18 protein-coding genes are annotated in these 22,348 nt (G+C 71.5%); 9 read left to right on the top strand and 9 right to left on the bottom strand.

The genetic code is table 11. From position 1 onward, the window contains the following. Positions 1–30 precede the first annotated feature (30 nt). Entirely contained in the window at positions 31–996 is a 966-nt protein-coding gene (locus AB0N80_RS00580; protein ID WP_363389138.1) for a DMT family transporter, read from the top strand. Here the strand turns inward: AB0N80_RS00580 and AB0N80_RS00575 are convergent. The 3 genes from AB0N80_RS00575 to AB0N80_RS00565 are packed head-to-tail and all read right to left on the bottom strand — an operon-like array spanning position 944 to position 2,858. Then, positions 944–1,204: a hypothetical protein gene (locus AB0N80_RS00575; protein WP_363576920.1), complete on the bottom strand. Its 261-nt coding sequence runs from the start codon at positions 1,202–1,204 to the stop codon at positions 944–946. The two genes, AB0N80_RS00580 and AB0N80_RS00575, sit on opposite strands and share 53 nt — an antisense overlap. Next, entirely contained in the window at positions 1,201–2,229 is a 1,029-nt protein-coding gene (locus AB0N80_RS00570) for a DUF916 domain-containing protein (protein ID WP_363576918.1), read from the bottom strand. Before AB0N80_RS00570 ends, AB0N80_RS00575 begins: the two co-directional genes overlap by 4 nt. Positions 2,230–2,237: 8 nt before the next feature. After that, positions 2,238–2,858: a hypothetical protein gene (locus AB0N80_RS00565; RefSeq protein ID WP_315994460.1), complete on the bottom strand. Its 621-nt coding sequence runs from the start codon at positions 2,856–2,858 to the stop codon at positions 2,238–2,240. A 425-nt stretch (positions 2,859–3,283) separates the two neighbouring features. Between AB0N80_RS00565 and AB0N80_RS00560 the strand changes: the two genes are divergently transcribed. From AB0N80_RS00560 to AB0N80_RS00540, 5 genes are all read left to right on the top strand, one after another. Continuing rightward, positions 3,284–6,631: a family 16 glycoside hydrolase gene (locus tag AB0N80_RS00560; RefSeq protein ID WP_363576916.1), complete on the top strand. Its 3,348-nt coding sequence runs from the start codon at positions 3,284–3,286 to the stop codon at positions 6,629–6,631. Positions 6,632–6,705: 74 nt separating this feature from the next. Further along, positions 6,706–8,907, top strand: a complete 2,202-nt coding sequence (locus AB0N80_RS00555) for an MMPL family transporter (protein WP_363576914.1) — start codon at positions 6,706–6,708, stop codon at positions 8,905–8,907. Positions 8,908–8,916: 9 nt separating this feature from the next. Then, positions 8,917–9,966 carry a biotin/lipoate A/B protein ligase family protein gene (locus tag AB0N80_RS00550; RefSeq protein WP_315994463.1) on the top strand — a complete coding sequence of 350 codons (1,050 nt, stop codon included), beginning with the start codon at positions 8,917–8,919 and terminating at the stop codon, positions 9,964–9,966. Beyond that, complete coding sequence (locus AB0N80_RS00545; RefSeq protein ID WP_315994464.1) at positions 9,963–10,916, top strand: site-specific DNA-methyltransferase; 954 nt, start codon at positions 9,963–9,965, stop codon at positions 10,914–10,916. The genes AB0N80_RS00550 and AB0N80_RS00545 overlap by 4 nt, the downstream gene beginning before the upstream one ends. Positions 10,917–11,063: 147 nt before the next feature. After that, a complete protein-coding gene (locus AB0N80_RS00540) occupies positions 11,064–12,047 on the top strand; it encodes an LLM class F420-dependent oxidoreductase (RefSeq protein ID WP_363576912.1) in 984 nt (327 codons plus the stop codon). 90 nt (positions 12,048–12,137) lie between these two features. Here the strand turns inward: AB0N80_RS00540 and AB0N80_RS00535 are convergent, their stop codons facing one another. The 3 genes from AB0N80_RS00535 to galT all read right to left on the bottom strand — a co-directional run bounded on the left by AB0N80_RS00535 (position 12,138) and on the right by galT (position 16,262). Beyond that, on the bottom strand, positions 12,138–13,688 hold the full coding sequence (locus AB0N80_RS00535; RefSeq protein WP_363576910.1) for a carboxylesterase family protein: 1,551 nt from the start codon (positions 13,686–13,688) through the stop codon (positions 12,138–12,140). Between the two features lie 238 nt (positions 13,689–13,926). Beyond that, a complete protein-coding gene (gene galK / locus AB0N80_RS00530; RefSeq protein WP_363576908.1) occupies positions 13,927–15,090 on the bottom strand; it encodes a galactokinase in 1,164 nt (387 codons plus the stop codon). Then, positions 15,087–16,262: a galactose-1-phosphate uridylyltransferase gene (gene galT, locus AB0N80_RS00525; protein ID WP_363576906.1), complete on the bottom strand. Its 1,176-nt coding sequence runs from the start codon at positions 16,260–16,262 to the stop codon at positions 15,087–15,089. The genes galK and galT overlap by 4 nt, the downstream gene beginning before the upstream one ends. Positions 16,263–16,312: 50 nt before the next feature. On the opposite strand from galT, the gene AB0N80_RS00520 reads away from it, so the two are divergent. After that, positions 16,313–17,278 carry a LacI family DNA-binding transcriptional regulator gene (locus AB0N80_RS00520; protein WP_363389165.1) on the top strand — a complete coding sequence of 322 codons (966 nt, stop codon included), beginning with the start codon at positions 16,313–16,315 and terminating at the stop codon, positions 17,276–17,278. A gap of 49 nt (positions 17,279–17,327) precedes the next feature. On the opposite strand, the gene AB0N80_RS00515 is transcribed toward AB0N80_RS00520, so the two are convergent. Then, the gene (locus tag AB0N80_RS00515) at positions 17,328–17,912 is read right to left on the bottom strand and encodes a helix-turn-helix domain-containing protein (RefSeq protein WP_315994469.1); all 585 of its coding nucleotides are present in this window, start codon (positions 17,910–17,912) and stop codon (positions 17,328–17,330) included. Between the two features lie 68 nt (positions 17,913–17,980). Here AB0N80_RS00515 and AB0N80_RS00510 point away from each other — a divergent pair, with 68 nt between their 5' ends. Then, positions 17,981–19,249 carry an MFS transporter gene (locus AB0N80_RS00510; protein ID WP_315994470.1) on the top strand — a complete coding sequence of 423 codons (1,269 nt, stop codon included), beginning with the start codon at positions 17,981–17,983 and terminating at the stop codon, positions 19,247–19,249. 126 nt (positions 19,250–19,375) lie between these two features. Here AB0N80_RS00510 and AB0N80_RS00505 read toward each other — a convergent pair whose 3' ends face one another. After that, positions 19,376–19,792, bottom strand: coding sequence for a VOC family protein (locus tag AB0N80_RS00505; protein WP_363576903.1), 417 nt, complete (start codon positions 19,790–19,792; stop codon positions 19,376–19,378). Positions 19,793–19,888: 96 nt separating this feature from the next. Between AB0N80_RS00505 and AB0N80_RS00500 the strand changes: the two genes are divergently transcribed. Beyond that, complete coding sequence (locus AB0N80_RS00500) at positions 19,889–20,854, top strand: WYL domain-containing protein (RefSeq protein WP_363576901.1); 966 nt, start codon at positions 19,889–19,891, stop codon at positions 20,852–20,854. Between the two features lie 127 nt (positions 20,855–20,981). Here the strand turns inward: AB0N80_RS00500 and AB0N80_RS00495 are convergent, their stop codons facing one another. Beyond that, on the bottom strand, positions 20,982–22,307 hold the full coding sequence (locus tag AB0N80_RS00495) for an extracellular solute-binding protein (RefSeq protein WP_315994473.1): 1,326 nt from the start codon (positions 22,305–22,307) through the stop codon (positions 20,982–20,984). Positions 22,308–22,348 lie beyond the last annotated feature (41 nt).

The raw sequence follows: 22,348 nt of genomic DNA, 5'->3' as shown, positions 1-22,348 counted from the left end.
CTTCAACTTCGCTTTCACGAAGCTGGGCGGGTGGCCCGCCGTGCTCCCGAACTCCTCGTCGATCTCCTCCTTCTCGCCGTCGCGGCCGCATGGGGGGCGAGCTTCCTCGCGGCGAAGGACCTGACCGATCAGGCGGGGGTCGCCTCCGCCGTCGCCCTCCGCTTCCTGGTCGCCGCACTCGCGTTGGCGGTCGTCTGCCTCGTGCGGCGCGAGCGGATGCCGCGCGGCCGAGGCCTCGCGGTCGCCTCTCTTCTCGGCTGCACCCAGGCCGCGGTGATCGGCTTCGAGACCTGGGGTGTGCACCTCACCTCGGCCACCAACGCGGGACTGCTGATCAGTCTCGCCCTCGTCTTCACTCCCGTGCTCGAAAGTGTCGCCGCGCGCTCGTGGCTGCCCCGGTCGTACTTCGTCGCCGCGGTCGCCGCCGTGGCGGGGGTCGCCCTTCTCGTCTCGGGTGGGGGGCTGCGCTCACCCTCCTGGGGCGACCTGCTCGTCATCTGCGCCGCCGTCGTCCGGGCCGTGCACGTCACCGCCAGCGCCCGGCTCACCCGCGGTCGAGGCGACAGCACCGCGGCAGTGGTCTGCGTGCAGCTCGCCGTGTGCGCCGCGCTGTCGTCGGCGATCGCCGGGGCCGACCTCCCGCGTGCGATCGGCGGGCTCTCGGCATCCGGATGGGTCGACGTCCTGTTCCTGGGTCTCGTGTGCTCGGTGTTCGCTTTCGTCGTGCAGTTGTGGGCCGTGCGGCGCACGTCGGCGACGCGAGCCAGCATCCTCATGGGCACCGAGCCCGTGTGGGCGCTGGCCGTCGGCGTCATCCTCGGCGGAGAGGCCGTGGGCCTGCCCGGGTGCGTGGGGGCCGCGCTCATCATCGGAGCCTCGTACGCGGGGCAGGCGATCGAGCGCCGACACCGCCGCGCCCTGGTCGCCGAGGCCCCGCGACCGGTCAGGAGCGCGGTGCCGCCGAGGGGCGCACCCACGACCTCGCGGTCGCGCTGACTCCCACGAGCACGAGAACGATCGCCAGCCCGATCGAGGCGACGTCGCCGCCCGTGAGGGCGAGATCGTCGACCGGGCCGGCCGGGATCGCGCACCCCGTGACGCACGCCGCGTCGGGGGCGTGCGTGATCTCGACGGTGAGGAGCATCTCGCCTTCGCCGCCTGAGAGCTCCGCGGACCAGGTCGACGGCGGCGCGAGCGCGCTCATGACGCCTCGACCGTCTCGCGGCGGCCCTCTTCCCGGGCGCGGGCGATGAGGTCGTCGACCCGGCGCCGCGACCGCCGGCGGCCGGTCGATGCGGCGAGCCCGATCAAGACCAGACCCAGGATCGCGAGCAGGTGCAACCACGGCACGGCCCACACCACGAGAGTCTGGGTCGCGGGCGCGACGACGAGAGACGAATCGGGTACGCCCGCGCTCACCGCGACCTCGACGAACAGCAGGCCGAGCGGCCACGCCGGTCGCGCTTCGCTGCGCACCGCGCGGGATTCGCCGGGGAGCAGCGTGCCGCGGTCGGAGGCGATGGCGTCGACCGTGTCGGTGAGGGCGAGTGCGGTGTTCCCGCTGTTGCGCACCGTGTAGTCGTAGGTCATCGTCCCGGGAGCGAAGAGGTTCCACGAGGGGGTGTAGTCCGCGCGCAGGCCGTCGACCGTGAGCGCGGGTGCGAGATCGCCCGTGACGCGGGTGGAGACCCGGAAGCCGACCCGGCTGTCGACGCCCACGCGGGTTCCGTCGGCGCCGGGCGAGGAGGAGCGGACGGATGCCGCCACCCCGGCCGCGTGATCGCCGGGGGTGGCGTTCTCCGGCACGACGATGTCGAACGCAACGATGCGGGTCTCGTTCGGGGCGAGGGTGACGGTGGGCTGGACGGCGATCCACGTGCCCGCGTCCGCGGACGCGCGATCGGCGGGCAGTATCGTGAAACGGCCGGTGTCGGTGTAGTACCCGTCGGCGGCGGTGAGGGCGAAGGTGGCTTCGCGCTCGCTGAAATTCTTCACCGCGAGGTGTTGGGTGACGCGTTGCCCAGGATCGAGTTCGACCTCGACCACCCGTCGTCCGTCGGGTCCGTCGGCCGCCGACGGCGTCACCGACCAGGTGACGGGGGCATCGGGCGCGGTCGTGGCGGCATCGGTCGTGGCGGCGGCCGCGGGGCTGCTCGACACGACCGCCGCGGCAGCGACGAGGAGTCCCCCCAACAAGGCGGACACCCCTCGCACGGCCGCGGCGCTCATGGATGGCCTCACTCCTCGAGCAGCGTCAGGGTGATGGTGGCCGCGTACGCGCCCGGGGCGACGGTCGACGGTGTCTTCAACAGCAGGTCTGCACTGGCGGAGTACGAGCCGCCTGCGGCGGCCTGTGAGCGGTCGGCGATCGAGAGCAGCTCGGCGTCGACGAAGCCGCCCGTACCGGGGGCGACGGGGTCGCCTTCGGCGACGAGCTGCGTGCCGCCGTCGGGGTTGCCGGAGAGGATCTTGGGGAACCACCCGAACGCGTCGGCCGCGACGATGTCGGGCTGGTCCGCGTCGCCGGTGAAGTCGGTGATGGCTCCCATGACGTACCAGTAGGAGTCGGGGTCGACGTCTTCGGGCTCGCGGGTATCGGTGACCGTCACGGTGGGGAGGGTGCCGGCGAAGGTACGGTGCGTTCCCGACGACGGGCCCTCCGTGAGCGAGGTGCTGCCGTTCGCGACGGTGAGGGCGAGCACCCCGGGCTCCGCGTCGGGGGCGATGTCGACCTGGACGTCGACGGTGTCTTCTCCGGCGGCGAAAGCGGTGCCGCCCCCGGCGACGGCGAGGATGCCGATGCCGAGCGCGGCGACGCCGATGCGGGCCGAGAGCCCGCCACGCGAGAGAGAGGTCATGAGTACTCCGTTCTGACACCGCGCAGCGGTGGATCGTCGGCGGTCGCCGGCGGGTGAGGTGCGCGATCGGGCACGTCGCGGGAAGCCCAGGAGAGTCTCGTGGCGACGCTGTCACGACTCGGTTCGGCGGGGTCGATGCGACAGTAGTGCGCTCTTCTGTCAGCGTCAAGCAAAAGGTGTCGAGCGAGAGAACAATCTCAGGAGGACTGTAAAGGCGCGGATTATCGCGAGGTTATCCTCCGATGCGTCCTGATCAATACGCCCCGGGTTGCGCTGTCGGGAAACCTGTCAGCATTTTAGAACACAAATCTGTCAAGTTTTGTAGACGTGCCGGCATAAGGCTCCTACGATGACCACCGTCGAGGACGACCCGTGCGATCTGAGCGGTCGTCGTCGCCCTCCGACGACGATCCGAAGGAGCAATGATGCCCGTACCCGCTGTATCGACCGGCCCCCGCCGGCGCAGCACCCGCGTCGCGAGGACCCTCGCGGCCGGTCTCCTGGGCGGAGCACTCGTGGCAACAGGAGCGATCCTGCCCGCCAGTGCCGCCCTCGCCCCCGCCGTCAACACGCCGGCGGACCTCCCCCTGCAAGAACCGGGTGTCACCCTGCGCACCTACATCACCCCACCGTTGGGCGAGCTCTGCACGCTCAAGTCGGGCCAGACCCCCAACGTCGACAAGAAGATGTCGTCGATCGACTGGCTCACCGACGAGCAGTTCGGCGCTGCGGACAACTTCATCACCCACGCGTTGGCCAATCTCACGGTCGATCGGCCGGGTGACTACACCTTCCGCCTCACGAGCGACGACGGCTCGCGCCTCACGCTCGACGGAACCCTGCTCATCGACAACGACGGCTTGCACGGCGCCGAGTCGGTGGAGGCGACCGCGACACTCGACGTGGGCGTGCACGACCTCTTCGTGGAGATGTTCGAGGCGACCAACGGTCAGCAGCTCACGCTCGAGTGGAAGACGCCCGGAGACACGGCCTTCACCGTCGTCCCCGAGAGCGTGCTCAGCACCGAAGCCGGCGTCGTGCGCGTGACGGCCCCCGGCACCAAGTATTGCGAAGGCAGCAGCGATTCCGCGGGCGACGGCCTGCGCCTCGACGCGGTCAATCCCGATTACACGCTCGTCGACCTGCGGCCCGAGGGATTCACCCCGAAGGTCTCCGGTCTGGCGTTCCTCGGTGACGGCGACCTCGCGGTGCTGACCACCGGATCCGTCAACTCCGGGGGCTGGGACACCTCGACCCCCGGCAAGGTCTACGTGCTCAAGGGCGCGCAGCAAGCCGACGGTCCCGAGGACGTCACGGTCGTCGAGGCGGCCGACGGCCTGCTCAACCCCATGGGCATCGACGTGATCGACGACAAGATCTACGTGTCCGAGCGCTACCAGCTCTCCGAACTCAGCGACGGCGACGGCGACGGCTCCTACGAGACGAAGCGGAAGGTCGCCGAATACCCCTCGGGCAACAACTTTCACGAGTTCGCCTTCGGCCTGATCCACGACGAGCAGAACTTCTACGTCAACCTCTCCGTCGCGATCGACAACGGCGGCGCCACGACCGATCCGCAGCCGGCGAGGAACCGCGGCACCTCGGTGAAGATCGATAGGGCCACCGGCGCCATCAGCTATGTCGCGGGCGGTCTGCGCACCCCGAACGGCGTGGCCTTCGGTCCCGAGGGCGAGCTCTTCGCAATGGACAATCAGGGCGCCTGGCTCCCCGCGAACAAGCTCGTCAACATCAAGCAGGACCGCTTCTTCAACCACTACACGAACCCCGCGGGCCCCTTCGATCAGAACCCCGTGACCCCTCCCGTGGTGTGGATCCCGCAGAACGAGATCGGCAACTCGCCCAGCACGCCCATCATGCTGAAGGACGGGCCCTTCGCGGGTCAGATGATGTTCGGCGATGTGACCTACGGCGGTCTGCAGCGCGCCTTCCTCGAGAAGGTCGACGGAGAGTTCCAAGGCGCGGTGTTCCGCCACTCCGCGGGCTTCGAGGTGGGCGTCAACCGCGTCATCGAGGGCCCGGACAAGTCGCTGTACATCGGCGGAACCGGTGAGGGCGGCAACTGGGGCGAGGCGGGCAAGCTCACCTACGGGCTGCAGAAGCTCGTCCCGAAGGCACAGCGCAGCACCTTCGACATGACGTCCATGAAGGTCGTCGAGGGCGGGTTCGAGATCGAGTACACCCAGCCCCTCTCCGACGAGACGGTCGCGAACCTCGCCTCCGCGTACACGGCCGAGCAGTGGCGCTACCTGCCCACTTCGACCTACGGCGGCCCCAAGATCGATGAGGAGATCCTCTCGCTCACCGGTGCCAGGGCATCCGAAGACCGGAAGACGGTGACGCTTTCGTTCGACGGGCTCAAGGAGGGACGCGTCGTGCACGTGCGCTCGCCGCAGCCTTTCGCCGCCGAGGACGGCCAGAAACTCTGGAGCACCGAGGCCTGGTACACGGTGAACTCGCTGCCGGGCTACGTCTCTCCCGCCGATGAGGGCTGGTACGAAGCCGAGGAGGCGCGTCTGATCGGCGGCGCCAAGTTCGACAACGAGCACAGCGGCTACTCGGGGGCGGGTTTCGCGGGCGGTATGTGGCAGGCGGGTTCCGCGTTCGAGTTCACGGTCTCCGCCGAGACCGCGGGCACCGTTCCCGTCAACGTCCGCTACTCCAACGGCCCGAACCCGGCGCCGGGGACGAAGGACGTGAACCTCTACGTCAACGGCCAGAACCTCGGCAAATGGGACTTCCCCTCGACGGGTGACTGGAAGACGTGGGCGACTGCCACGCGCGACATGCCCCTCGTGGCCGGCGCGAACACCATCGCGCTGAGGTTCGACACAGGCAACAAGGGCAACATCAACGTCGACGTGCTCTCGATCGGTACCATCGACCGCTGCGCTCCGGCACAGGTGGAGGACGGCTACCGCTCGCTCTTCGACGGCACCCTCGCCAGCCTCGAAGCCGGGTGGCGCATGGCCGGCCCGGGCGGATTCGGGCGCCAGGACGACTGCAGCATCCGCGGTCAGGGCGGTCTGGGCCTGCTCTGGTACACAGCCGAGAAGCTGACGGAGTACAGCCTGAAGCTCGACTGGAAGCTCATCGCCGACCACAACGGCGGCGTCTTCGTCGGGTTCCCCGACCCGAAGAACGACCCGTGGGTCGCGGTCAACCAGGGCTACGAGATCCAGATCGACGCGACCGACGCCGCCGACCGCACCACCGGCGCGATCTACACCTTCCAGGGTGCGGATGCCGCGGCCGTCGAGGCCTCGCTCAAGCCGGTCGGTCAGTGGAACGCGTACGAGATCGTCGTGAAGGGGAAGAACATCCAGATCTTCCTCAACGGCACGCTCGTGAACGACTTCACCAGCACGGATCCCGCTCGCGATCTGTCGCAGGGCTTCGTCGGCCTGCAGAACCACGGCGGGGGCGAAGCGATGTCCTACCGCAACGTCCGGGTGAAGGACATCGACGAGCCGGCGCCCCTCGCGGTGACGGCGTCGGCCGAGGTCAAGTGCGTCGCCAAGAAGGCGTCGGTCACCGCTCGCGCGACGAACACCGACACGGTGCCTGTCGACGTGACGCTGAAGACGGCGTGGGGCGAGAAGGTCGTGACGGGCGTGCAGCCCGGGGCGACGGTGTTCCACACCTTCACGACGCGTCTGGCCGCGGTCCCCGCCGGAGAGACGACCGTCAGCGCGACCGGCGACGGTCGCATCGGCTCGGCGACGGCCGCCTTCGCGGCCAAGAGCTGCGGCTGATCCCCCCGGCACCCTCGGTGGCGGACTCCGTGTCCGCCACCGAGGGCGCTCCCCCTTCTCCCGAAAGCAGAGTGATGCTCTCCCGCCTCGGCCGCCGCGTCAGCCGCCATCGCCTCCTCGTCGTCGCCGCGTGGGCCCTTCTGGTCGTCATGGGCGCGACGCTGGCCGGCGATGTGTTCGACCGCACCGTCTCGGTCGCCGACGCCCCCGCGGGAAGCGAATCGCTCCGCGCGAGCGAGCGTCTCGACGCCCTCGACCCCGAGGGTGAACTCGTCACCGCCGTCCTGCGCGGAGAGGACTTCTTCTCCCCGACGGTGCGCGACAGCGCGACCGCGGTCGTGGGAGCGATCCGCGCCGTCCCCGGCGTCGTCGACGTGACCGACGCCTACACAGCGGGCGGCGCCATCGGCGACGACGGCCGCTCGTCGCTGATCGTGGTCGAGCTCGATCGCGCTCTCACCGGGGAGGCGGCGGTCGCCACGGCATCCGAGGTCTCTGCTCTCCTGCATGCGATCGCCGTACCCGAGGTGCTCGTGGGAGGTCCGCTGCTGGCGGAGCAGGCGTTCGTCGACCGCGCCACCACCGACGCCGCCCTCGGCGAGGGCATCGCGGTCATCCTCCTCATCGTCCTGCTCACGGTCGCGCTCGGCTCGATCCGCATCGCCCTCGTCCCCGTGGTCGCCGCTCTCGCCGCGATCGCGCCGACCCTCGCGGTCCTCGGCGGTGTCGCCCGCGTCACCGATGTGAACGAGTTCGCGGTCAACGTCGTCACGATCCTCGGGCTCGGGCTCGCGGTGGACTACAGCCTCCTCATCGTTCTCCGTCTGCGCGATGAGCGCGCGGGAAACCCGGATGCCGCGGTCGACGATCTCGTCGGCCGCACCCTCGCCGGCGCGGGACGGGCCGTGCTCGTCTCGGGGCTCGCGGTGGGCATCGCCCTCATCGGCATCCTCGTGCTCGGTGACCCCCTGCTCTCCGGCATGGCCCTCGGTGGCGCGGTGGTCGTCGGGTTCGCGACCCTCGCGGGACTCACCCTCGTCCCCGCCTGCCTTTCACTCGCGCTCCGGGCGCTCCCCGCGGCGGGGCAGCGCACCTGGGCACGCCCGTGGGCCCGTCGACCGCGCGCACCGCGCGCGAGCCTGCTCGCACGATCGACCGCGCTGGCGCAACGCCGCCCGACGGTCGTCGCCCTGGCCGCGACAGCGATCCTCCTCGCGCTCGCCGCGCCCGTGGCATCCCTCTCCCTCGACGACTCCGACATCCGCTCCCTCCCCGCCTCCGCCGAAGAGCGCCGCGCGTACGAGGCCAGCACGACCGGGTTCACCGGGATCGGCGTCGAGCCCGTCACGGTGGTGCTCGAGGGGGCGGTGCAGCAGGCCGAGGTCACGGGTGTCCTCGACCAGATCGCCGCCTTGCCCGAGGTCGCCGACGCCGACCTGGTGCAGGGCCTGCCCGCGGAGGTGACGGCGGTCGCATTCACCCCCGTCGGCGACACCGCGACAGGACCCGCCGCGCAGCGCCTCGTCGAGGCCGTGCGGGCGATCGATGCCGCGGTGCCGCTCGCCGTGACCGGCCCCGCCGCGGCGTTGATCGACTCCCGCGACCACCTCCTCGATCGGCTGCCGTGGGCCGCCCTCGTCGTCGCCGCGGCGAGCTTCGGGCTGCTGTTCGCGCTCACCCGGTCGGTGGTGATCCCGGTGAAGGCGCTCGTGCTCGCCGCGCTCACCGTGGCCTCGACCCTCGGGGTCTTGACCGCTGTCTTCGGCTGGGGCTGGGGCGCACCGGTACTCGGCTTCGCGCCCACCGGCACGCTCGATGTCACGACCCCTCTGCTCATCGGTCTGCTGGCGTTCGGTCTGACCATGGACTACGAGGTGTTCCTGCTCGCGCGCATCACCGAACGCTGGCGCTCGCGGGATCGCGCCGCCGACCCCCGCGTCGCCAACGCCGAGGCCGTCCGCCACGGCATCGGCCGCACCGGGCCGGTCGTGACCCTCGCTGCTGCGGCGATCTGCATCGTGTTCCTCGGCTTCGCCTTCGGCGGGCTCGTGGCGATGAAGGAGATCGGCATCGGGATGGTGGTGGCCGTGATCCTCGACGTCACACTCGTACGCGGGCTGCTGCTTCCGGCTCTCATGACCCTCCTCGGTCGCGCGAACTGGTGGCCCGGCGGGCGGTCGGCCCGGCGGTCGTCGTCCGACGACACGGCATCCGTCCCCGTCGTCCGGCCCGGCGCCGAGCACGTGCACGATCGGGGTGAGCCGGTGCGGTCGTAGGCTGGACGCATGCACGGCGAGTACAAGGTCCCGGGGGGAAAGCTGGTCGTCGTCGACCTCGAGGAGCGCGAGGGCCGCATCCACGGCTTCCACCTCGCGGGCGACTTCTTCCTCGAGCCCGACGACGCCCTCGACGACATCGACGCGGCCGTGAACGGCCTGCCCGTCGAGTCCGACGTGCCCACGATCGCGGCGGCCATCCGCGCCGCCCTGCCCGAGGGTGCGCAGCTGCTCGGCTTCACGCCCGAGTCGGTCGCCACGGCCATCCGCCGCGCGCTCGTGACGGCTCCCGGCTGGGCCGACTTCGAGTGGGAGGTCGTGCACGACGCTCCGGTGTCGCCGCGCATGAACCTCGCGCTCGACGAGGTGCTGACCGCCCGCGTGGGCGCGGGGCTCCGCAAGCCCACGCTGCGCCTGTGGGAGTGGAACGAGAACGCCGTCGTGATCGGCTCGTTCCAGTCGCTGCGCAACGAGGTCGACCCCGAGGGCGCCGAGAAGCACGGCTTCGACGTCGTGCGCCGCATCTCGGGCGGCGGTGCGATGCTCATGGCCGCGAACTCGATCGTGACGTACTCGCTGTACGTCCCGGCATCCCTCGTGGCCGGCATGACCTTCGCCGACTCGTACGCCTTCCTCGACGACTGGGTGCTGCAGGCGCTGCGGTCGCTCGGCATCGACGCGGTGTACCAGCCGCTGAACGACATCGCCGGTCCCCACGGCAAGATCGGCGGCGCCGCGCAGAAGCGCCTCGCCAACGGCGGCGTGCTGCACCACGCGACGCTCAGCTACGACATGGACGGCCAGGTGCTCACCGAGGTGCTGCGCATCGGCCGCGAGAAGCTCAGCGACAAGGGCACCGTGTCGGCGGCCAAGCGCGTCGACCCCCTGCGCAGTCAGACCGGCCTGCCGCGGGACCAGGTCATCGACCGCTTCATCCAGACCTTCACGACGCTCTACGGCGCGACCGAGGGACGCATCACCGACGAGGAGTACGCCGAGGCCGAGGCCCTGGTCGAGACGAAGTTCGCCACCGACGCGTGGCTGCAGCGCGTCCCGTGAGCATCGACGCCCTGCCTGACGCCCCCGAACCCGGCCGCGTCGAGATCCACCACGCCGACAACCTGACCGTCACTCCGGCCTACACCGACGGCTCGTTCGCCCTCGTCTACCTCGACCCTCCTTTCAACACGGGGCGTACCCGCTCGAAGGCGGTCGAGTCGGCGACCTGGACGGCGCCGGTCGAAGAGCCTCAGGATGCCGCCGAGCCGGAGCCCGCGGCATCCGTCGACGATCCGAACATGCTGACGTTCCCCGAAGACGAACCGCCCCCGCCGCCGGTGGTGCAGCGCGGCTTCCACGGGCGTGAGTACGCGCGCCTGCGCGGTGACCTGCGCACCTACGACGACCGCTTCGACGACTACTGGGGCTTCCTCGAGCCGCGGCTCATCGAGGCGTGGCGCCTGCTCGCCGACGACGGCACGCTGTACCTGCACCTCGACTACCGCGAGGTGCACTACGCGAAGGTGATGTGCGACGCGCTGTTCGGGCGCGACAAGTTCCTCAACGAGCTCATCTGGGCGTACGACTACGGCGCGAAGACCAAGCGCCGCTGGCCCACGAAGCACGAGACGATCCTCGTGTACGTGAAGAACCCCGCGACCTACTTCTTCGATTCGGATGCCGTGGACCGCGAGCCGTACATGGCCCCGGGCCTCGTGACCGCCGAGAAGGCCGCCCGCGGCAAGATGCCCACCGACGTCTGGTGGCACACGATCGTGCCGACGACCGGACGCGAGAAGACGGGGTACCCCACGCAGAAGCCCGAGGGCGTGCTGCGGCGCATGGTGCAGGCGTCGAGCCGCCCCGGTGACCGCGTGCTCGACATGTTCGCCGGCAGCGGCACGCTCGGGGCGGTCGCGGCTCCGCTCGGTCGTGACGCCGTGCTCATCGACGACAACGCGGATGCCGTGTCCGTCATGCACACGCGCCTGGAGCCGTTCGCGGGCTGACGCGCCGGACCCTCGGGCTGACGCGCCGCGGCCTCGTCGAAGCCCTCCGCTCGTCGCACCCCCCGACGGTCCCGCGCATCGCGGCCCGCCACGCCGGGTTCCGGCTCGGCCGCCCCCGACGTCGCCGCCCGCGCCTAGGGTGAGCGCATGGAATTCGGCATCTTCGTCCCCCAGGGCTGGCGTTTCGACCTCGTCGGCATCGATCCCTCCGACCACTGGCGCGTCATGAACGCCCTCGCCCAGAGCGCCGACGACGGCCCGTGGGCCTCGCTGTGGGTCTACGACCACTTCCACACCACGCCCGTCCCCAGCGCCGAGGCCACGCACGAGGCGTGGACGCTCATGGCCGCCTTCGCCGCGGCGACCGACCGCGTGCGCCTCGGCCAGATGTGCACGTGCATGGGCTACCGCAACCCGGCCTACCTCGCGAAGGTCGCGGCGACCGTCGACGCGATCTCGGGAGGCCGCGCCGAGATGGGTATCGGCGGTGGCTGGTACGAGCACGAGTGGAAGGCGTACGGCTACGGCTTCCCGCCGATCGCCGAGCGTCTCGGGCGCCTCCGCGAGGGCGTCGAGATCATGCATCAGGCGTGGACGACCGGGGAAGCCACCCTGTCGGGGAAGTACTACGAGGTCGACGGCGCGATCGTGCAGCCGAAGCCGCTGCAGCCCGGCGGCATCCCGCTGTGGATCGCCGGCGGCGGCGAGCAGGTCACCCTCAAGATCGCGGCGAAGTACGCCTCGTACACGAACTTCGGCGGCTCTCTCGAGGAGTTCGACCACAAGTCCGAGGTGCTGCGCGGACACTGCGAGACCCTCGGTCGCGATGCGGGCGAGATCACGCGCTCGACGAACTTCAACACGATCGTCGCCGAGACCCAGGCCGAGGCCGACGAGCGCCTGGCCGCGGTCGTGGCGCGTCTGCGCCCGCACGTGGGGGACGAGCGGGCGGATGCCATCGAGGCCGACTACCGCTCCTCCGACGGTTTCGGCACTCCGGAGCAGATCGTCGAGCGCCTGCGCGAGCGCGCCGACCACGGCCTCGGCTACGCGATCCACTACTTCCCCGAGGCCGCGTACGACACCTCCGGCATCTCGCTGTTCGAGCGCGAGGTGATCCCGCACCTCTGACCCGGCCGCAGAGGGCGTGAGTCGCCGAGATGCGTCGCCTCGACCGCCCGGGCGGCGACGAATCCTGGCGACTCACGCGGCGACGGCGGGTCAGACCAGCGGGGCCACGTCCAGGTAGGCGTCGGGGTCGACCGTGGCGATGGATGCCGGGGCGCCGAACACCCGTGCCCGACGGGCGGTGGCATCCCAGGCGGGCCAACCGGGGTCGCCGTGCCGCACGAAGGCGACCGCCGCACCGTGCAGCTGCGCCGCCAGGTCGCGAGGAGGGGCGTCGCCCGCGATGGCGGACACGCCCTCGGCGTCGAGGTGGTCGAACCAGAACGGCACATCGAGGCAGTGGCAGGAGAAGCCGATCGAGGGCGAGGGCCACGCGAAGCGGTACACCCAGGTCGCCGCGCCATCCGGGCCACCCGCGCGAGCGCGCGCGGCGCGCAGCACCACCGAACGGATGACGCGGTCCGAGAGGTAGCCGCCGAGGCGCGCGGCGCCCCCGCGCCGCCGCGACCGCGCGAGGTAGGCGCGCCGACGCGAGCGCCCGAGACCGAGCGCGGCGAGGACGAGCGGCACCGGCGCGAGAGCGAGCACGCCGCGGGCGCGGGCGGTGAGCATGGTGAACTCGTCGTCGGTGGCGCCGACCACGAGGGGGATCCCGGCCGACGCTCCCCCCGCGAGGGCGTCGAGCGGCGAACGGGGCAGCAGGTCGCCGTCGACGACGGGTCCGAGCGGCAGCCCGTCGTCGAGCAGCGCCGTCAGCCCCGCCCGCGAGAACCGCCGTTCGGGCTTCTGCGCCTGTCGCTGCAGGTCGAGCAACAGCTCCTCGGGCAGCGCGGCGAGGCCCTCCCGATCGGGCCGCACCCCGGCGAGGGTCGCGAGCCGCTCGGCGAAGCGGCGGGCAGCGGGCGCGGCCACGGCGCCCAGGGCGGGGGAGAGGGCCATCGCTCCGGCGAACAGACCGGATGCCGCGGGGCTCGCGAGCAGGGCCAGCACCGAACCGCCGCCCGCCGACTGCCCGGCGACGGTCACGCGGGCGGGATCGCCGCCGAACGCGCGGATCTCGTCGCGCACCCATTCGAGGGCGGCGATCTGATCGCGCAGCCCGCGATTCGCGGGCGCGCCCTCGATGTGCCCGAATCCGTCGAAACCGAGCCGGTACGACACGACCACCGTGACGACGCCGTCGCGCGCGAACGCGTCGCCGTCGTACCACCGGCTCGCAGGCGACCCCGAGACGAAACCGCCGCCGTGGATCCACACGAGCACCGGGAGGGCGGTATCCGGGGTCGCCTCGAACGGGGCGAAGACGTTGACGTTCAGCGTGGACTCGCCCGGCACGCTCGGCTCGGGGATGAGGGTGATGCCCGTGTCGCCCCGCTGCGCGGTCGCTCCGTAGGCGGTGGCGTCGCGTTCGCCCTCCCAGGGATCGACGGCGACGGGGGCGGCGAAGCGCAACGCCTTCACGGGAGCCTGCGCGAACGGGATGCCGAGGAACACGGCGGTGCCGCCTCGCCGGAACCCGCGCACACGGCCTTTCGACGTCACGACGAGGGGAGCGGCATCCACCCCCTCATCCTGCCGCCCGGCCCGCTCGCCGACGAGATGCCTCGCGGTGTCCTCCCCGCGGAGCACGCCGTCGGTCGGCACGTGGTCTCCGGGAACCACCCTTTCTCGACGGGTGCCGTGCGGCGCGGGGTGCCGCCGGGCGGCCGGCTGCCCGGCGGCGGCACGCGGCCACAGGCACCCCGAGGAAACGCACGCCCGAGGGAGGAACGCCGCGCCACGGCGTTTTCCCCCTCGCTGGAGCGTTTACTTCGGAGGCCACCGACGCCGACGCAGCCCCGCGCCCAGGCGCCGCACGAGACAGCACGCCGCGCGACGCGCGTCACGCGTCGCGGCGCGCACCCTCCGAGGGGGTCACCGTGAACACGTTCGGGGCGCGGAACCCGGATGCCGCGAACGCGGCCCGCACGGCATCCGTCGCCACTGGGATCAGGCCGACGGGCATCAGTGCGATCGCCGCGCCGCCGAAGCCGCCGCCGGTCATCCGCGCGCCGAGCGCACCCGAAGCGAGCGTCGTCTCGACCGCGAGATCGAGCTCGGGCACCGAGATCTCGAAGTCGTCCCGCATCGAGGCGTGCGAGGCGACGAGCAGGTCGCCGATCGCGGCGGGACCGTCGGCGTCGAGGGCGGCGACGGTGTCGAGCACGCGCTGGTTCTCGGTCACGACATGGCGGACCCGGCGGAAGGTGACGTCGTCGAGGATCTCCGCCGCGCGGGGCAGGTCGTCGACCGTGAGATCGCGCAGGGAGTCGACTCCGAACGCGGCCGCCCCGCGCTCGCACGCCTCGCGACGCTCGCGGTAGCCCCCCGTGGAGTGCGCGTGCTCGACGAGAGTGTCGACCACGAGGATCGCCAGGCCCGCGTCGGAGAAGCCGAGCGCGACGGGACGCGTCTCGAGCGTGCGGCAGTCGAGGAAGGTTGCCGCGTCGGCGACGCCGAGCATCGAGGCCATCTGGTCCATGATCCCGGTGGGGGCGCCGACGGCGTCGTTCTCGGCGGTGCGTCCCACCCGGGCGAGCGCGACCTTGTCGAGACCCGCGTTCCACACATCGTTGAGGGCGGATGCCACGGCCCCCTCGATCGCGGCCGACGACGACAGGCCGGCACCCACGGGCACGTCGGAGGCGAGGGCGATGTCGACACCGCGCGGCACGGCATCCGGGGCCTCCCGACGCAGCGCCCACGCCACGCCCAGCGGGTAGCCTGCCCAGTCGAGGCCGCCGGCGGCGATCCGGGCGTCGAGGTCGGCGAGCGAGACCTCCACCGGATCGGGGGCGAACGTCGAGGTCACGCGGATGACGTCGTCGGAGCGTACCGCGACGGCCGCGGCGGTGCGCTGCGCGATCGCGAAGGGGAAGACGAAGCCCTCGTTGTAGTCGGTGTGCTCGCCGATGAGGTTGGCGCGACCGGGAGCCGACCACACCCCGGCCTCCGGGGCGTCGGTGAGGGTGCGGAGAAGGGTGCGGGCGTCGTCGACGGCGGTCATGCCGTCACCTCCGGAACGGTGTCGAGGGCGGCGCGCAGGCGCTCGGCCTGCGATTCGGGGGTCACGTCGCCGATCCAGGCGCCCATGGCGGCCTCGGATCCGGCGAGGTACTTCAGCTTGTCGGCGGCGCGACGGGGGGAGGTGATCTGCAGGTTGAGGCGCACGGCATCCCGGCCCCGTCCGACCGGCGCCTGATGCCAGGCGGCGATGTAGGGGGTGGGGGTGTCGTAGAGCGCGTCGATGCCGCGCAGCAGTCGCAGGTAGAACGGGGCGAGCTCGTCGCGCTCGGCGTCGGTCGTCTCGGCGAGGTCGGCGACGTGGCGGTGCGGGAGCACGTGCACCTCGATGGGCCAGCGCGCGGCGAAGGGGACGAACGCGGTCCAGTGCTCTCCGCGCAGCACGACGCGCTCGCCGCCCTGCTCGAACTCCAGGATGCGCGCGAACAGGTCGATCGAGGTGCGCGAGATCGTGTCGAGCAGGCGGTGCGTGCGCGGGGTCACGTACGGGTAGGCGTAGATCTGCCCGTGCGGGTGGGGGAGCGTGACCCCGATCTGCTCTCCGCGGTTCTCGAACGGGAACACCTGACGGATGCCGGGCAGAGCCGACAGCGCCGCGGTGCGGTCCGCCCATGCCTCGATGACGGTGCGGGCGCGGGTGCGCGAGAGCGAGCCGAACGACCCCTCGTGCGCGGGGCTGAAGCACACGACCTCGCACCGGCCGACCGAGGTGCGCGTGCGGCCGAGGCCGAGGTGCTCGAGGTCGTCGTCGCCGCGCGGCGGGTCGACGGCGGTAGGGGCGTCGCCGACGGCCGCGTCGAGGGCGGGGCCGAACGACGGGGACTTGTTCTCGAACACCGCCACGTCATAGAGCGACGGGATCTCCGAGGGGTTCGTCGGCGTCTGCGGAGACAGCGGGTCGAGGTGGGCGGGGGGCAGGAACGCTCGGTTCTGCCGATTGGATGCCACGGTGATCCAGTCACCGGTCAGCACGTCCTGCCGCATGGTCGCCGTCGTCGGCCGCGGGTCGAGGGTGCGGGCGTCGACCGCGCGCTCGGCGCCGAGCGTCGTGTCGGGGTCGTCGAAGTAGATGAGCTCGCGTCCGTCGGCGAGGCGGGTGGGCCGCTTGACGACGCCGGCGCCCAGGGGCTCCGCGGTAAGGCTGTCCGTGTTCACGATAACACGCTACATCTGGGCCGTGATATCGTCAACATCGAGGGGGCGTGATGCGCGTATCCATGGCCGATGTGGCCGAGAGGGCCGGAGTCTCGGCGCAGACCGTGTCGCGCGTGGCCAACGGCAGCCCCCGCGTCGACCCGGCCACGCGTGCCCGCGTCGAGAAGGCGATGGCCGACCTCGGGTACCGCATGCACCGCGCCGCCCGTGCGTTGCGCACGGGTCAGACCTCCACCATCGGTCTCGTCGTGTCGACCCTCGCATCCGTCGGCAACTCCCGCATGCTCCAGGCCATCTCCGAGGCCGCCGCCGCCCGTGACTATGCGCTCGCCGTGGTGACGGTGGGCGAGCGCGGTATCCGCGACGCCTTCGCGCGACTGCGATCGCAGGGCGTCGACGGGGCGGTGGTGCTGAACGAGGCGACCGAGCTCGCCCGCGACGTCGACCCGCCCGCCGACCTCCACGTGGTCGTGGTCGATTCGCCGCCCGACGCGCGTTTCTCGATCGTGCAGACCGACCACGCCGCCGGCGCCCGCGCCGCGACCGCGCATCTGCTGGCGCTCGGCCACGACACGGTGCACCACCTCGGAGGGCCGCGCGGCTCGTTCGCCGCGGCCGAGCGCGAACGAGGGTGGCGCTTCGCGCTCGCCGACGCCGGGCTCGTCACCCCCGAGCCGGTCCGCGGCGATTGGACCTCGGCATCCGGTCATCGGGCGGTGTCGCACCTGCTCGAGGCGACGGCGATCTTCGTCGCCAACGATCAGATGGCGCTCGGCGCGCTGCGGGCCCTCGCCGATGCGGGGCGGCGCGTTCCCGAAGACGTCTCCGTCGTCGGCTTCGACGACATCGCGGATGCCGCCGAGTTCCGTCCACCCCTGACCACGGTGCGCCAAGACTTCGACGCCCTCGGTCGGCGCGCCGTCACAGCGCTCGTCGGTGCGATCGAGGGAGGGGAGCCGATCGCCGAGACGGTTCCCGCGTCGGTGGTCGTGCGCCGGAGCACCGCCCAGGCCTGACGCGCGCCGGGGTCGGGGGCCCCGGGTGTGCTCCCCGGGGTGTGCACCGTCAGCGCGGCTCGCGCCAGCCCTGCTCCAGGAGGTGGAAGCCCGCCTCGATCGTCGCCGCGGCGTCGTCGTGCTCGAACGCGAGGATCTGCAGCTGCAGCACCATCCTCGCGTAGACGCGGGTCTCGGCATCCGGCTCGCTCTGCCCGGTCGTCGCGGCGATCGCCGCGGCGAGGGCGTCCTCGTGACGCAGCCACATGCGGGAGGCGTAGTCGCGCAGGGCGGGGGTGCCGGTGATGAGCTGCATGAACTGGCGGCGGTGCTCGCCGGTCGGGTCGAAGGCGAGGCCGATGAGCTCGCGGCGGTAGAGGTCGCGCAGCGCCTCGGACACGGTCGTGCCGGGGGTGCGGTCGCGCACGGCGGCGACGAGTAGATCGCGCTGCGCGTCGTCCTCGTCGAAGACGAGCGCCTCCTTCTGCGGGAAGTGCGCGAACACGGTCGTCGGGGAGACGTCTGCGGCGTCGGCGACCTCGCGGATGCTGACCTCGTCGAACCCCCGCTCCACGAAGAGCGCGGTCGCGGCGTCGGAGATGGCCTTGCGGGTGGCGGCTTTCTTGCGCTCGCGGCGCCCGACGTCGGTGCTCATGCGGGCAGTCTACCGGAATGGGTCCAAACCTGTATTGACAACAAAACTGGTACGAGTACAGTTACGGCGTGACTTCGCTTTCCTCCACCCCCGTCCCCGGCCGCCGCGCCTGGGTGATGCTCGTCGTCATCACGACGCTCACCACCGCCGGCATGACCGTCGTGCTGCCGGTACTGCCCTTCGTCGTCCTCCGGTACGTGTCGAACCCCGCCGATCTCGCCGTATGGGTCGGCATCCTCGAGACCGTCAATGCGCTCTGCGCGTTCCTCGTCGCGCCTTTCCTCGGCCGCATCTCCGACCGCTTCGGGCGTCGCCCCGTCATCATCGTCGCCGGGTTCGGAGCAGCCCTCGGCTTCCTGCTCTTCGGTATCGGGGGCGCCCTCTGGGTATTGCTGCTCGGACGCATCGTGCAGGGCGTGACCGCCGGCGACCTCCCCGCTCTCTTCGCCTACCTCGCCGACATCACCCCGCCCGAGAAGCGCGCTCGCCGCTTCGGCATCCTCGGGGCGACGGCCGGCATCGGCACGATGGTCGGGCCCGCCCTCGGCGGCACCCTCGCCGCGATCGACGTTGACCTGCCGGTGTTCGTCACCGCGGGTCTCGCGCTGACGGTGGCGATCCTGAGCATCTTCCTGCTGCCCGAGAGCCTCGCCCCCGACCGGCGGATCGCCTCTCTCGAGCTGCGCGCGGTGCACCCCTTCGCGGTCTTCCGCGGCGTCTTCCGTCGACCCGAGCTCCGCGGGCTCATGGTCGGCCTCATCCTCGTGGGCCTTCCGTTCGGCTTCTTCGTCAACAACTTCAGCGTGCTCGCCCTCGATGCGATCTCCTGGAGCCCCACCGCGATCGGTCTGCTCACCGCGTGCGTCGGCATCATCGACATCGCGATCCAAGGGGTGCTGCTGGGCTTCCTGCTGCCGCGCATCGGCGAGCGCGGCGTCGTGGTCAGCGGGATCGTCGCGCAGGCGGTCGGACTCGTCGCCCTCGCCGGGGTCGCGTCGCTCCTGGCGCAACCGTGGCTGTTCGTCGTGGGCGCGCTGACGCTCGCCGCGGGCCAGGGGGCGGCGCAGGCCACCATGGACGGATTGCTCTCCAACGCCGTCGGCGACGACGAGCAGGGCTGGATCGCGGGTGCCGCGCAATCTCTCAATGCCGCGGTCGGGACGGTCGCGCCGCTGATGGCGGGACTGCTCTACGCCCACGTCGCCCACGCGGCACCGTACGTCCTGGGCGCGGCGCTCATGATCGCCGCCGCCGCGGTGGTCGCGAAGGCGCGCTTCGCGAGTCCGTCGCTGCGGGCGACGGCGGATGCCGTCGTGCCGGTGCCGATCGCGGAGTGAGCCGACCCGTCATCCGTCGCGTTCGGGGTGTCGAGCCGCCGCTCAGGTGTCGCTGCGTCGGAGAGTGCCCGACGCAGCGACATCCGAGCCGCGGGGCTGGTCCTGCCGAGCCCTGCCGGCGATGGCTCAGTCGTTCCAGGGGGCGATCACGTCGATGATCCACACGACGCCGAAGCGGTCCACGAGCTTGCCGTACAGCGGCGAGAACGCCGACGGTCCGAACGGGGCCAGGATCTCGGCATCCTGGCTCAGTCCTTCCCATGCGGCGCGCACCTCGTCGGCGTCGTACCCGCGCAGCGCGAGGTAGAAGGGGTTCGCGCCCCGGTCGTAGGCGAGCGAGCGCTGGATGTCGTACGCCATCACGTGCACGCCGCTGGGCGCGACCATCTCGCCCCACACGATCTGCTCGCGCTGCTCGGGAACTTCGGCCGTGTCGCCGTAAGGGACCGCCGTGACGGTTCCGCCGAACACCTCCGCGTAGAAGGCGAGGGCGTCGGCCGCGTGGCCGTCGAAGTTGACGTGGAGGGTGGTGGTGAGGGTCATGTCGATTCCTGTCTGACGCCGGGAGGTTCCGGATGCCCTGACTCTCCCGCGCATTGCGGACAGGGATGGTCCGCAATGCGACGCAGAATGGATGCCATGCCGGAGACCTCCGCTCCCTCGACCTCGCGGCGGCTGCTGTCGCTGCTGACCGTTCTGCAGTCCCGCCGCGACTGGTCGGCGGCCGCGCTCGCCGGTCGTCTCGACGTGAGCGAGCGCACGATCCGCCGGGACGTCGACCGCCTCCGCGAACTCGGGTACGACATCGATGCGACGCGCGGGCCCGCGGGCGGCTACCGCTTGCGCGCGGGGGCGCATCTGCCGCCCGTGGCCTTCGACGCGGATCAGGCCGTCGCCGTCGCGGTCGCGCTGCGGGTCGCGGCGTCCGCGGGCGGTCCCCTCGCCGACGCCGCCGATGAGGCGCTGAGCGTCCTCTCGCGCCTGTTGCCGGCGCCGCTGGGGCGTCGTGCGCAGCGCTTCGCGGTCGAGGTGATCGCGCCGGCGGGTGCGGTCGGCGTCGACCCTTCCGTGCTCGGCGCGATCGAGGCGGCCATCGAGGCAGCGGAGGAGGTGCGCTTCGACTACTCCGGCTCGGAGGGGCCTGCGCGAGTGACCGAGCCGCACCACCTGGTGTGGTCCTCGGGACGGTGGTACCTCATCGGCTTCACCCCCGAGCGCGCCGACTGGCGCATCTACCGCGTCGATCGGATGACGCTGAAGACCCATCGCGGCCGCCCGTTCCCCCGACGCGCGCTGCCCGGCGGAGATCCGGTGCGCTACCTCGAGGGGCGGTTCCGCGGGGGCGACGAGACGGGACGCTGGCCCTGCCGGGGCGAGATCGTGGTCGCCGCGGAACGCGACGATCTCGCGCCCTACGTGGGGGACGGCAGTCTCCTCGCCACCGATGACGGCCGCACCCGCGTGTCGCTGGGCTCGTGGTCGTGGGGTGCCCTCGCCGCGGAATGCCTCCGGTTCGACCGGCCGATCGCCGACGCCCGCCCGGACGCGTTGCGGCAGGCCCTGCGCCAGGCCGCGCGCCGCGCCGCGGCCGCCGCGGCGTCCTGAGCCCCCACGCCGCTTTCCTCCCCGCTCCGCTCTCACCCCTCACCCCGCCCCACCGCGGCGGGATCCGGAAACGCAGGACGCCCGCGGATGCCGGAGCATCCACGGGCGTCGCCGGAAGAAGCAAGCGTTACTTCTTCACGGGGATGGACTGCGACTCCAGGGCGCCGATGGTGGCATCCTGGCCCTTCTGGAGGGCGTCGGCGAGCGTGCCGCTGCCGCTGACCGCGGCCTTGAAGCCGTCGGAGACGTCGGCGTAGGTCTTCGTCATGGTCGGGCCCCACACGAAGTCGGGCGTCACCTCGGTCGCGGCCTTGGCGAAGACGTCGTAGATCTTCTGTCCGCCGTAGAATTCGACGCCCTGCGTGAGCGAGGGGAGCTTCAGGCCCTCGGTCGTGGCGGGGTAGATGTTGGCCTCTTCGTTGAGCACCGTCAGCGCCTCCTCGGAGGTGTTCAGCCACAGAGCGAACGTCGTCGCCTCGTAGGGGTGCTCGCTGCCCTTGAGGACGGCGATCGACGATCCGCCCCAGTTGCCCGACACGGCGTCACCGGCGTTCCACTGCGGCAGGTCGGCCACGGCCCATCCACCCGCGGTGTCGGGAGCGCCGCTCGAGATCGAGTTCGCGCCCCAGACGGCGGAGTTCCACGTCCAGACCTGGCTGGAGTTGTAGGCGTTGTTCCACTCGTCGGTCCACGCGGGGTAGGTCGAGACGAGGTCCTGGTCGATGAGCGACTGCCAGTAATCGGCGACCTTCTCCGACGCCGGGTCCGTGAGCGAGACGGTCCAGCCGTCCGCGTCGTTGCCGAACCACTGCCCACCGGCCTGCCAGACGAAGCCGGCGAACTGGTTGATGTCGGACTGCGAGAAGTTGGTGATGTACCCGCCGAGCGCGCGGATCTTCTTGGCGGCCTCGGTGTACTCGTCCCACGTGGTGGGGATCGCGATGCCGTTCGCCGCGAAGAGGTCCTTGCGGTAGAACAGCGCCATCGGGCCGATGTCCTGCGGGATGCCGTACACGGCGCCGTCCTCGCCGAGGGCGACCTGGTTCCACGCCCAGCCCACGAACTGGTCCTTCGCCGCGACGACGTCGGAGCAGGCGGCGATGTTCTCGACGCCGTCCTGCACGAGGAAGTTGGGGAGGGCGTCGTACTCGATCTGGCCGAGGTCGGGGGCGTTGCCCGCGGCGATCTGGTTGAAGAAGTTCTGGTACGTGCCGTTGTTGCCGTTGGGGCCGGTCTGCACCTTGACCTGGATATCGGGGTTCTCGGTGTTCCACAGGTCGACGGCCTTCTCGATGCCCGGGATCCACGAGGTGAACTCGAGGGTCACGGGACCGTCGGCGGGGGCGCAGTCGGCGGCCGCGGCGCCGTCGCCGCTCCCGCTTCCGGCGCAACCGGCGAGGAGCAGAGCCGACAGGGCGACGCCGGATGTCGCCGCGAGGATTCTGTGCTTCATGGGGATGCCTCTTTCTCTGGGTGCCCGGACGCGCCGTTTGC

The organism is Microbacterium sp. NPDC089188 (assembly GCF_040685155.1).
Lineage (GTDB): Bacteria > Actinomycetota > Actinomycetes > Actinomycetales > Microbacteriaceae > Microbacterium > Microbacterium galbum.
Note: the sequence above shows the minus strand (reverse complement) of the source record. Positions and strands in the feature narration are given on the sequence as shown.

Coding starts and splice junctions, on each gene's coding strand:
- AB0N80_RS00500 (WP_363576901.1), top strand. CDS start 19,889: ATGCCGGAGACCTCCGCTCCCTCGACCTCGCGGCGGCTGCTGTCGCTG.
- AB0N80_RS00505 (WP_363576903.1), bottom strand. CDS start 19,792: ATGACCCTCACCACCACCCTCCACGTCAACTTCGACGGCCACGCGGCC.
- AB0N80_RS00520 (WP_363389165.1), top strand. CDS start 16,313: ATGCGCGTATCCATGGCCGATGTGGCCGAGAGGGCCGGAGTCTCGGCG.
- AB0N80_RS00570 (WP_363576918.1), bottom strand. CDS start 2,229: ATGAGCGCCGCGGCCGTGCGAGGGGTGTCCGCCTTGTTGGGGGGACTC.
- galK (WP_363576908.1), bottom strand. CDS start 15,090: ATGACCGCCGTCGACGACGCCCGCACCCTTCTCCGCACCCTCACCGAC.
- AB0N80_RS00565 (WP_315994460.1), bottom strand. CDS start 2,858: ATGACCTCTCTCTCGCGTGGCGGGCTCTCGGCCCGCATCGGCGTCGCC.
- AB0N80_RS00560 (WP_363576916.1), top strand. CDS start 3,284: ATGCCCGTACCCGCTGTATCGACCGGCCCCCGCCGGCGCAGCACCCGC.
- AB0N80_RS00550 (WP_315994463.1), top strand. CDS start 8,917: ATGCACGGCGAGTACAAGGTCCCGGGGGGAAAGCTGGTCGTCGTCGAC.
- AB0N80_RS00555 (WP_363576914.1), top strand. CDS start 6,706: ATGCTCTCCCGCCTCGGCCGCCGCGTCAGCCGCCATCGCCTCCTCGTC.
- AB0N80_RS00515 (WP_315994469.1), bottom strand. CDS start 17,912: ATGAGCACCGACGTCGGGCGCCGCGAGCGCAAGAAAGCCGCCACCCGC.
- AB0N80_RS00540 (WP_363576912.1), top strand. CDS start 11,064: ATGGAATTCGGCATCTTCGTCCCCCAGGGCTGGCGTTTCGACCTCGTC.
- AB0N80_RS00495 (WP_315994473.1), bottom strand. CDS start 22,307: ATGAAGCACAGAATCCTCGCGGCGACATCCGGCGTCGCCCTGTCGGCT.
- AB0N80_RS00575 (WP_363576920.1), bottom strand. CDS start 1,204: ATGAGCGCGCTCGCGCCGCCGTCGACCTGGTCCGCGGAGCTCTCAGGC.